Raw genomic sequence first — 12,023 nt, 5'->3', positions numbered from 1 at the left:
GAGAGAAGGGCTGTGCCTATTTTTAAAGATTTAGTAAGGGTTTTAAATCTTTAAAACTGAGGTTTAGGTGGCCTCAAATTTTAGGGCTTTATCACCTTTTAAGCCAAGATAATGAGTGTCCTCAGGACTTGGCTTTACAAGGCGTAAATTTTATAAAATGTATAATGCTCAGACTGTTGTTTTTCAGAGGGCATTATATTTTCTTCATTAAGGTTTATAAGAACCTTCTTATGACTTAAGAGCGGTAAATTTTATCGTAAAGATCTTGATACTTGTCTTTAATAATGGCACGTTTCATTTTTAAGGTTGGGGTAAGGTGACCTCCATCAATAGACCAAATATCAGGGGTGAGTTCAAAACGTTTAATTTGTTCCCATTTCCCAAAATGGTGATTGTATTTATCAATTTCTTTTTGAATACGCTCAATCACAATTGGAGAACTCGCAATATCAGCATCGGTTTTTCCTATATCGTGTTTTTTAATATCGATCCAATCGCGTATAAAGTCGAAATTAGGCTGAATTAAAGCTGCAGGCATTTTTTCACCTTCACCAACGACCATAATTTGCTCTATAAAATGCGATTGCTTCATGTCATTTTCTAAGAGTGGTGGAATGACATATTTACCGCCCGAAGTTTTAAACATTTCTTTTTTACGACCGGTAATTTGTAAAAATCCGTCGGCATCAATCATCCCTTTATCTCCGGTATGGAAATAGCCGTCAGACATTACTTCGGCTGTTTTTTTAGGATCTTTATAGTAGCCTAACATCACGTTAGGACCTTTAACTAAAATTTCGCCATCTTCAGCAATTTTTACCTCGACGTTATCAATAGGTTTACCAACGGTACCAACACGATAATTGTTGTTCTTATAGAGTCCCACAGCAACAACAGGAGAAGTCTCCGTTAGACCGTAGCCTTCCATAACCTGCATTTTTGCGGCCCCAAAAACTTTTGCTAATCGCGGTTGTAAAGCAGCACTTCCTGAAACCATGGTGCTTAATTCACCACCCAATGCTTCGCGCCATTTATTAAAGATAATTTTGTTGGCGATTTTAAGTTGAAACTCGTACCACCAGCCATTGGCTTGGTAAGGTTGCCATTCGCCTCCTAATTTTACAGCCCAAAAGAAAAGTGCTTTCTTAATTCCAGAGAGCTCTTCGCCTTTAAACATAATTTTATCAAAAACTTTTTCAAGTAATCTAGGAACTACACTCATTAAATGAGGTTTTACCTCTTTGGCATTATCACCAATTTTATCGATGCCTTCCGCAAAATAGATAGAAAAGCCTGAATATTGATAAATGTAAATGAGCACGCGTTCAAAAACGTGACAAATGGGTAAAAAACTTAATATTCTATTTTCACCTGGTTTCATGGGTACTCTTGGCGAACTGTCTAAAGCGTTACTGGTAATATTCCAATGCGATAGCATAACGCCTTTAGGTTTTCCCGTGGTTCCAGAGGTATAAATAATGGTCGCTAAATCATCGGGTTGTACGGCATCTTTATGCGCTTCAACTTCCGGTTGATTGCTTTCATCTTTTCCTAATTCAAATAATTCAGAATAATGCTTGCAACCGTCTATATGGTCAAAGGAGTACACCTCCTTCAGCTTCGTTTTATGTTGAATTTTTTTAATTTTCTCTAAAACACCTTCGTCAGAAACGAAACAATAAATAGACTCACTGTGGTTGAGAATGTATTCATAATCTTCCGCAGAAATTGTAGGATAAATCGGGATGTTCTGTGCACCAAGCTGCAGAATACCGATATCCATAATGTTCCATTCTGTACGATTGTTCGTTGAAATTACAGCGATCTTATCGTCTTTTTTAATTCCCAAACGCAGTAAAGCTCTACTGACGGCATTAGATTTATTGATATAATCTTGCGTCGATGTCGCGACCCATTCACCATTGTATTTGGTAACTAGAGATTTAGGGTTAGGCTTGTGCTTTAATTGATAGTATGGAAAATCGAAAAGCCGAGTTACTTTAGTCATAGTTGTCAACGCTTATTTAGTAAGAGATATTACGAAAGTATAAAAATATTGAATATAAAATCACTAATGGGACTAAGAATAAATTAAGAATTATGAATTTATACTGGGATATCTAGCCTTAAATTTCAGGATTTGCATAATAAAGCCTAAATATTTTCCTAAAAATTAATTAATTCCTTGGTTTCTTGAATGATATATTTTTATATATTTGGTTAACCAGATTGGTTAACCAATTTATCTCTAACATTTTTAATTTTTTAATTATGACAACAATCTATCGCTTTAAGACTAAAGCCTTGTTATGCTTTAGTTTCTTTTTATTTAGTGTGTTATGTGTTAAAGCACAGAGCACTTACACTATTGATGATCCCGAGGACCTTGATGCTTTATCTGAAACGCTGCAAGCTGGTGATGTCGTTATCCTTGAAAACGGAATTTACACTACAGATGACCGTATTAAATTTTCACCGACTACAGGAACCGCCGCTTTGCCAATTACTTTTAGGGCAGAAACGCCTGGAGGAGTAAAGTTTACTGGAGGTTTACGGATGAGTATTGGCGGCGACCATGTTGTTGTTGACGGTTTTCATTGGGACGGCGGTTATGGTGCTAGCGTTGTTATAGAGTTTAGGGACGGCTATGATTACGCCAACCACAGTACCCTACAGAACTGTGTGATTGATGGACTTACAGTAGATCCTGATGATTTTGAAGCTGGGGCAAGTCAAAAACATAACTGGGTGGTATTATATGGAACTTATAATACGGTGATTAATTGTTCTTTTATGAATAAAACAAATGCCGGAAATATGATTTTAGCAGAGCTTGCTTATAACGCCTATCCTCCAGTAGATGATGGGGAGCCAGAAGTTAACAACAGTTGTGCTATTGTAGGCCATACCATTAGCAATAACTATTTTTATAATTACGAAAAAATAGATTCAGAATTAACGAACTCTGGCGACAGTGAGACCATTAGAATTGGGACAAGTTCGTACCAGAATGTCGATAGTAGCGTATTAGTAACTAACAATTACTTTGTGCAAGCTGATGGTGAAAATGAGATTATTACCAATAAGAGTAAAAATAATAGTTTTATTAATAATACCTTTCGTCGTAGTAGAGGCTCTTTAGTATTACGTCATGGTTCTCATGCGACTGTTGAGGGTAATTATTTTTTAGGTGAAAATATAGAAGGAACTGGAGGCATTAGAATTGTAGACAGTGAGCACACGGTTACCAATAATTATATTCAAGATTGTATTAGTGTTGGTGATCAGGCGAAGTGGAATAATGGGATTACTTTTTTAGGTGGTAGTGCTAATAATGATGTGTCTTGTTCTTCATCAAATACTTCTAACGGTTATCAAAAAGTTGAAAATATAAACGTGTCACAAAATACAATTGTGAATACCAATGCACCGCTTTTTTATAATACGGATAAAGGTTCTACGGATCCTACGGGAACAGTAACCAACAACCTTATTTATTTCACCGCATCTAACGCCAATATAACTCCGGTTATTTCTGGGGATACAGCCTCGTCTTACACAGATTTAGGAACTACCTTAAGTTATACCGGTAATGTTTATGCTGGGGCTATTCTTGGCGAAACAAATACGGGCTTTACAGAAACCTTAACGCTAGAAGCCACTGCAACAGGTGAAATTTTTAGCTTTACAGGTGCGGGATCTGAAGGTAAAGGTGCTGATATGGGCGTTTATACCCCAACAACCGATGCTATGGTTGGTTACGGTATTGGTGCTTGTTACGTCAATCATTTGGGCGCTTCTATTACAGATGGCGATTGTACTATTGAAATTCCTGAAAGTTTAACGGTAAGTACACTTCAGCCATTAGGTCCTGAAGCAGGAAGCTACGACGTCACTGTAAATGCTAATGTAAGTTGGACGGCAGTTTCTAATGCAGATTGGATGACTATCGCTACAAGTTCAGGGTCTGGAGATGCAACGGTAGTTTTAAGTGTTACTGAAAATACAGAAACCTCAAGTAGAGAAGGGACGTTGACCTTTACGCAAGATGCCGGAGGTGATGATATTGTAAGAGTGCTTAATGTTACTCAAGAAGGGGCGGATTTGGTAGATTTATACGATCTTATTAATACTGGTTTAGAAGATGATCCGGTGACTGTTTTTGCCTTTTCACAAGAAGAAGTGGATCTTAATGCTAATCCGCCTAAAACCAATTATGCGGTGAATACCTTAGATAAAGATACCGATACCCAATGGACAGCTTCTGATGGTTCAATTTTAATAGATGATTTTAAAGGAGATGGGGAATACGTCATTTACGATTTAGGTAGCAGTTATGATTTAGATATGATTCAAATCGCAACCGATGATAAGCCCGATCCTTATGGTTTTCAAATATGGGTGTCAACCACAGGAACGGCGGATGAAGATTTTACAAAAATAATACCAGTGGAAAGCGGTTTGCAAATTACAACCACTACCGGAACTCGTGTAGATTTTGATCAGTATGAAGTGGATACTGAAGCACGTTATGTAAAACTCCTGAGCTTTGGACGCTTTAATACTGCAGGAACAAGTCGTGTGAGTGCTTGGACCAACATTACAGAAATCGAATTTTTTGGGACACAGAGTTTAAGTGTAGATTCTGTAGACTTAGAGCAACAAATAACGCTTTATCCTAATCCTGTACAGCAGATGTTAAACGTAAAAGTAACGGAAGCGAGTAGTGTAAGTGCGTATCAGTTGTATGCTTTAGATGGCCGATTAATTCTAGAAGCACAACCGAAGATCAACAATAGCGTTTTTCAAATAGACGTTTCAAAATTAGAACGCGGTACTTATGTTTTAAAACTGAACAGTGCAGCAGGACAGACCTTATCTAAAAAGATTATCGTTTCAGATTAAAAACTGAATAATTTTTCTGTAAACAAAAAAAGACTTCTCAAGGTGAGAAGTCTTTTTTATTCATTTTAGTTTTAAGCAATGTGCTTAATGTTTATGCTTAAGCTTTGGTTTTTTCTATCCAATTTTTAGCGTTGACAAAAGCTTCTAACCATGGTGAAACTTCATCTTTTCGACCTTGAGGATAATTAGCCCAATTCCATTGGAAAATAGAACGTTCTATATGTGGCATTGTAGCCAAGTGTCTTCCGGTTTTATCACAAAGCATTGCGGTATTAAAATCAGAACCGTTAGGGTTTGCTGGATAAGCGTCATAACCGTATTTCGCTACAATATTGTATTGTTCTTCACTATAAGGAAGACTAAATTTTCCTTCACCATGAGAAATCCAAACTCCTAAGGTTGTCCCTTCTAAAGACGATAACATTACAGAGTTATTTTTTTGAATGGCTACAGATGTAAATCCGCTTTCGTGTTTTTTAGAATCGTTATAGGTCAGTTTTCCATGAACTTCATGTTCTGGATTCACCAGATCTAATTCCATCCAAAGTTGTGCTCCATTACAGATTCCGATAGAAAGGGTGTCATCACGTTTAAAGAAATCTTTAATGACTTTATTGGCTTTCTCGTTATATTTAATAGCGCCAGCCCATCCTTTAGCAGAACCTAATACATCCGAGTTACTAAAGCCACCAACAGCACCTAAGAACTGAATGTCTTCTAAGGTTTCTCGTCCAGAAATTAAATCGGTCATATGCACATCCTTCACGTCAAATCCGGCTAAATACATTGCATTCGCCATTTCACGTTCAGAGTTAGAACCTTTTTCTCTAAGAATAGCAGCTTTAGGGCGTACAGAGTTCTGAGAAGCCTCAGTGTTTGTCGTAGAGCCAGATAAGACCGCATTTAATTTTCCAGAAAATCCTTCAGGAAACTTAAAGTCTAAAGCTTGATTTTTATAATTGTCATAACGCTCTTGCGCTAAGTTATTTGCTGTTTGCTTTTTGTCTAATAAGAACGAGGTTCTAAACCATACGTCTCTCATTTCAGCAACATCAAAAGTGAACAGCTCTTCATTATTTTTAATGTTTACGGTTCCAGAAGTATTCGCTTCTCCTAAGCTGAAGAACTCGATGTTTTGTGACTTTAAAATAGTTTCAACAGAGGCATCAGCTTGAAAAACAATTCCTGAATTTTCTGAGAAAAGGATTTTAATGGCATCGTCTTCTTGTAGTGCACTTAAGTCTAAATTAGCCCCTAAGTTTACATCTGCGAAACACATTTCTAATAAAGTGGTAATTAAACCTCCCGAAGCAACATCGTGTCCTGCTTTTATTTTATCAGCTTTAATAAGCTCTTGTAAGGCATTGAATGTCGTCTTTACAAAGGCCGTGTCTTTAATGTCAGGCGTCTCGTTTCCGATAGCGTTTAAAACTTGGTTGAAAGAACTTCCACCCAATTTAAAATTGTCTTGAGAGATGTTTATGTAATAAATATTACCACCATCAACTTGTAAAACAGGTTCTACAACCTTGGTAATTTCATTACAGTTTCCTGCTGCAGAAATAATAACCGTACCCGGAGAAATAACATCACCATCAGGGTACTTCTGTTTCATAGAAAGCGAATCTTTTCCGGTAGGAATATTAATGCCTAAGTCGATAGAAAATTCTGAAACCGCTTGTACCGCTTGGTACAAACGTGCATCTTCACCTTCATTCTTACAAGGCCACATCCAGTTAGCGGATAAGGATACAGATTGTAAATTGTCTTTTAACGGCGCCCAAATGATATTTGTTAAAGCTTCAGTAATTGCATTTCTACTTCCTGCAGCCGGATCAATTAAAGCCGAAATAGGAGCGTGACCCACAGATGTTGCCACCCCTTCTTTTCCGTTGTAATCTAAAGCCATAACCCCAACGTTGTTTAACGGAATCTGTAAAGGACCCACACATTGTTGTTTTGCCACTTTACCACCTACACAACGGTCTACTTTATTAGTTAACCAATCTTTACAAGCCACAGCTTCTAACTGTAGCACTTGCTTTAAGTAGATGTCTAAATTTTTAGTTTTATAACGTGGGTTTTTATAATTTCTTGCAACGGTTTTATCTGTCATTACCGTTTTTGGCGAAGACCCAAACATATCTTCTAAAGCCAGATCCATAGGTTTAGCTCCTGAGGATTCCGATTCAAAAGTAAAACGTTCATTTCCTGTCACTTCACCGACATCGTAAATAGGAGAACGTTCTCTATCGGCAATTTTATGTAAAGTTTCTAAGTGCTGATCTCCGATAACTAAGCCCATACGTTCTTGAGACTCGTTACCAATAATTTCTTTTGCTGAAAGGGTAGGGTCTCCAACAGGAAGTTTGTCTAAATCAATTTTTCCACCGGTATCTTCTACAAGTTCAGAGAGACAGTTAAGATGTCCACCTGCACCATGATCGTGAATAGAAACAATGAAATTTTCATCACTCTCTACCATTCCTCGTACAGCATTTGCAGCACGTTTTTGCATTTCAGGGTTAGAACGTTGTACGGCATTTAACTCAATACCAGAAGCAAATTCGCCCGTGTCTGCAGAAGATACCGCAGCACCACCCATTCCTATGCGGTAATTTTCACCACCAAGAATAACAATTTTATCACCTGTTTTAGGCGTATCTTTTAAGGCTTGTTCTGCTTTTCCGTAACCAATACCTCCGGCTTGCATGATAACTTTATCATAGCCTAATTTTCGAGCTTTAGAGGTGCTAGAAGAAGGGTTTTCATTATGTTCAAAGGTTAATACAGACCCAGTAATTAAAGGTTGTCCGAATTTGTTTCCAAAATCTGAAGCCCCGTTAGAAGCCTTAATTAAAATATCCATTGGAGTTTGGTATAACCATTCTCTAGCTTCAAACTTATTTTCCCAATGTCTGTTCTCTTCCAATCGTGAATAAGAGGTCATATAAACCGCAGTTCCTGCTAAGGGTAAAGAACCTTTTCCTCCAGCAAGACGGTCTCTAATTTCTCCACCAGATCCTGTAGCAGCACCGTTAAAAGGTTCTACGGTAGTTGGGAAATTGTGTGTTTCTGCTTTTAATGAAATTACAGATTCGTAATCTTTTGTGGTGTAAAAATCCGGTACATCGGCACGGGTTGGTGCAAATTGCTGTACCACAGGACCTTTAATAAAAGCCACATTATCTTTATAGGCCGAAACAATAGCATTAGGGTTTTGTTTCGATGTCTCTTTAATCAGTTTAAAAAGCGAGGTTTCTTTTTCTTCACCATCAATAACGAAGGTCCCATTGAAGATTTTATGACGACAATGTTCTGAGTTCACCTGCGAAAAGCCAAAGACTTCAGAGTCGGTTAATGGACGGCCTATTTTTTTAGAAACGCCTTCTAAATAAGCAACTTCTTCATCACTAAGCGATAAGCCTTCTTGTTGGTTATAAGCCGCAATGTCCTCAATATTGAGAATGGCTTCTGGTTGAATATCAATCGTAAAAATCTCTTGATTTAAGCCTTGATATTTTTCAGAAATCATAGGGTCATAATCCGTGAAATCTTCTGAAACTGAAGTAAACTCTTCAATTCTTATAAGATCAGAAACTCCCATGTTTTGAGTAATTTCTACAGCATTGGTACTCCAAGGGGTTATCATCGCAGCTCTAGGTCCAACAAAAAAAGCATCGATTGATGCTTGTTCAAGTTTGGGCTGGTCGCCAAATAACCATGTCAATTTAGAGATGGTTTCTGTTGATAATTCTTTTGTGGCTTGAACAGCATATACTTTGCTGTTTTGGTTTCCGAAGAAATGAATCATTTATGTCTGGTGTTTGAGTTGTGTTTAGTAAAATGCAAATTTACCTTTTTTAAACGTGATTTGGTATATAATATGCTATTGAAAATAGGGGAGTTATTCACGAGGTTTTAAACATTAAAAAAGCGACTCACTGAGTCGCTTTATAAAATGGGTAAAATTTCGTAATTATTGTTTAATCAGTCGTTTAGTCTGACTTCCGGTTTCAGAATTTAATTTTAATAGGTAAACCCCTTTTGATAATCCGGAGATATTTAATTTCTTTTGGTTGTTTGTGATGCTCTGAACTTTAACCTTTTTTCCTAAAATATCGTAAACCTCGGCGATAATATCTTGGTTAGAAAGTATGGTAACCTCATTTCCTCGAACTGGATTTGGGTATACGGTTACAACGTTTTGTTCGTTGTCCTCAATAGAAAGATTGTCCCAACGGTTTTGAGCTTCTGGTCCGCCCCAAATTGCAGTAGCAATATAAGGGTTGTCAATAAATGGATTTCTATTCCCTTGTGCGTAAGTGTTGCTCGTGTTACTGTGGTAGCTGTTACGTAGGTCTTCAATACCTCCTTCTACAACAGGATCTTCGGCATTCCACTCAAGGAATAAGTCAATCATATCATCAGGTGTAGTGATGCTACTACCAATACCAACATTTGTTGGTAAACAACGATCGCCATAACGGATATACATATACATAATGATACGAGCACAATCGCCTTTCCATTCGTCACCAGGATACCAACCTCCATTAGTACTTCCAGATTCACCGTTTAAAAATTGGTTGGCACTTTTTTCTGCAAATAATAGGTTACCACGGGCTCCATTTCTTTGAACATCACTAGGTCTTAGCATTTGCGCATCAGATCCTGGTCCTGAAGTTCCTAAATTTGGATTTCCTAAAGATTTTGGGTAAACGTGTTCTCTGTTCCAATCGCCAACGTTTCCTCCGTTTAAAGTTTTTCCTCTGGTACGGTCTGTAGTGACATCGCCATCCGTATCGTTATAACCATATAATAAAAGCACATTATTAGCATTATCTGGGTCAAGGTCGGTAGCCATTGAAGCTTCCCAAACATCGCTATAACTTAAGTAATTGGTGTGCTTATTCTCCGTAACTTCAATTAAATCATTTTTAAGACTAATGCCTGTAGCTGTAAAATCTACGGTGTTATAATAAGATTCTAATTCTGTAGGGGGAACTAATTGTGCACATACCGTGGTGGTAATGAACACAAATAGTAGTAAGTAAATTTGTTTCATTATTTAAATTTTAAGGGGATTATTTTTTTTGAAGTAAAGCCATGTAAAATCCATCATAACCCGATTTGTAGGCTAAGACTTTTTTATCTTTAACGAAGGTGAAGTCTTTACCTGCTTCAGAGTTTAAGAATTTATCAACTTGCTTTTGGTTTTCAGAAGGTAATACAGAACAAGTGGCATAAACCATTTTTCCTCCAGGTTTTACCATTTTAGAATACTGTTGTAAAACTTCGGCTTGCGTGTTTTTAATGTTTTCTATAAACTCAGGCTCTAATTTCCACTTGGCATCAGGATTACGACGTAACACTCCTAAACCAGAACATGGCGCATCAATTAATAAACGGTCTGCTTTTCCGTGTAATTTTTTAATCGGTTTTGTAGAATCAATCACCTTCATCTCAATGTTATGAACGCCATTACGACGTGCTCTAATTTTGAGTTTCTTCAATTTACTTTCGTAAATATCCATGGCTATTAGTTGTCCTTTGTTCTCCATTAAAGAAGCAAGGTGTAAGGTTTTTCCACCGGCACCAGCACAAACATCAACAACCTTCATACCTGGTTCAACCTCTAAATAATCGGCAACTAATTGTGAAGACGCATCTTGCACCTCAAACCAACCGTTTTTAAAAGCTTCTGTAACAAAAACGTTGGCACGTTCTTTCAGTTTTAAGGCAGAAGGATGATCAGGTAAAAATTCCGTTTCAATACCTTCAGATTCTAATTTTAACTGTAGATCTTTTTTGTTGGTTTTTAAGGTATTTACTCTTAGGATAACTTCGGCCTGTTCGTTTTGCTTAGCAATTTCTTTAGACCATTCTGCCTCTCCTAATTCGGCAACACCTAATTCATCAATCCAATCAGGGATTGACTCTTTAAATTTTCTCACTTTAGACAGTTCGTCAAAACGGCCTTTAATTTTTCGAGTTGGAGTATCTGTAAAGTATTTCCAATCGGGTAATTTTATACCTTTTAAAGTAGCCCATACCGCAAAGATTCTCCAAAGATTGTCTCTATCGTAAGGCGCTTTTACATCTGCAATTTCAGTGTAAAGTCTTTGGTAACGTACAATGGTGTAAACAGTCTCTGCTACAAATCCTCGGTCGCGACTTCCCCAGCGTTTATCGCGTTTTAGTAATTGTTGTATGACTTTATCTGCATATTCACCTTCATTAAAAATAAGGTGTAATCCGTCAATTACGGCAAAGCATAAATTTCTGTGTAGTCGCATTTCTATTCTTGTATTCGGGTTTCTGTTTATCGTTTTAAACATTTTAAAACTTCTATAAACAGAACTAATTATTAATTAAATAACGGGCAAAGGTAAGAGAAAACTTTTAGAGTTTAAGACTTTATTCTAAACTGTTACTTTAATATTAAATATATGACCGAATTATTTTTTAGTTATCGGATCTCAATTAATTTAGCAATCTGTTATTTATCATATATTTTTGGAAAGCAAAGAATTTATACAAGAACTAAAGTCTAAAAGCCCAAAGGCGTATAGTGCCCTTTTGGATGCCTATCAGCAGAAGGTGTTTAGTACTTGTATTTCATTTGTGCCTAATAAAGAAGATGCTGAAGATATTGCACAAGATGTGTTTGTGGAGGTCTTCAATTCTATAGGGAAGTTTAAAGGCGACTCTAAATTATCGACTTGGATTTATAGAATTACAACTAATAAATGTTTGGAGTTTATTAGAAAGAAAAACACCAAAAAACGTTTTGCCTTTTTACAGTCCATCACCGGAACTGCGGTACCTATTGATAAAACTAATTATTTTACGGAAATGAACCATCCGGGAATCTTATTAGAAAATCAAGAACTTAGTGCCACGCTCTTTAAAGCCATTAATAACCTTCCGGAAAGTCAGAAAGTGGTTTTTACCTTACATAAAATTGATGGCAAAAGTTATCAGGAAGTGGCTGATATTACCAAGCGCAGTCTGTCTTCTGTAGAATCTATAATGTTTAGAGCTAAAAAGAATTTAAAAAATCTTTTAGAGAATTTTTATAAAAATGAATATTAGCGCAAGTTTTTCTAAAATAA

At 36.8% G+C, this 12,023-nt stretch carries 6 protein-coding genes; 2 read left to right on the top strand and 4 right to left on the bottom strand.

Annotated elements, in window-relative coordinates:
* Nucleotides 1-235: 235 nt before the first annotated feature.
* Entirely contained in the window at nt 236-2,008 is a 1,773-nt protein-coding gene (locus ACFQ13_RS01320) for an AMP-dependent synthetase/ligase (protein ID WP_386113287.1), read from the bottom strand.
* 263 nt (nt 2,009-2,271) lie between these two features.
* On the opposite strand from ACFQ13_RS01320, the gene ACFQ13_RS01315 reads away from it, so the two are divergent.
* Complete coding sequence (locus ACFQ13_RS01315; RefSeq protein WP_386113286.1) at nt 2,272-4,905, top strand: chondroitinase-B domain-containing protein; 2,634 nt, start codon at nt 2,272-2,274, stop codon at nt 4,903-4,905.
* Between the two features lie 97 nt (nt 4,906-5,002).
* Here ACFQ13_RS01315 and purL read toward each other — a convergent pair whose 3' ends face one another.
* The 3 genes from purL to ACFQ13_RS01300 all read right to left on the bottom strand — a co-directional run bounded on the left by purL (nt 5,003) and on the right by ACFQ13_RS01300 (nt 11,204).
* On the bottom strand, nt 5,003-8,719 hold the full coding sequence (purL, locus tag ACFQ13_RS01310) for a phosphoribosylformylglycinamidine synthase (RefSeq protein ID WP_386113285.1): 3,717 nt from the start codon (nt 8,717-8,719) through the stop codon (nt 5,003-5,005).
* Nucleotides 8,720-8,884: 165 nt separating this feature from the next.
* Nucleotides 8,885-9,973: an endonuclease gene (locus ACFQ13_RS01305; protein WP_386113284.1), complete on the bottom strand. Its 1,089-nt coding sequence runs from the start codon at nt 9,971-9,973 to the stop codon at nt 8,885-8,887.
* A 19-nt stretch (nt 9,974-9,992) separates the two neighbouring features.
* Entirely contained in the window at nt 9,993-11,204 is a 1,212-nt protein-coding gene (locus ACFQ13_RS01300; protein ID WP_386113283.1) for an RsmB/NOP family class I SAM-dependent RNA methyltransferase, read from the bottom strand.
* 220 nt (nt 11,205-11,424) lie between these two features.
* Between ACFQ13_RS01300 and ACFQ13_RS01295 the strand changes: the two genes are divergently transcribed.
* Nucleotides 11,425-12,003, top strand: coding sequence for an RNA polymerase sigma factor (locus ACFQ13_RS01295; RefSeq protein ID WP_114309950.1), 579 nt, complete (start codon nt 11,425-11,427; stop codon nt 12,001-12,003).
* The last annotated feature ends 20 nt before the right edge of the window (nt 12,004-12,023 follow it).

The organism is Winogradskyella rapida, assembly GCF_042675845.1.
Taxonomy (GTDB): Bacteria; Bacteroidota; Bacteroidia; order Flavobacteriales; family Flavobacteriaceae; genus Winogradskyella; species Winogradskyella rapida.
The sequence above is the reverse complement of the archived record's forward strand: the minus strand, read 5'-3'. Positions and strand labels throughout refer to the sequence as shown.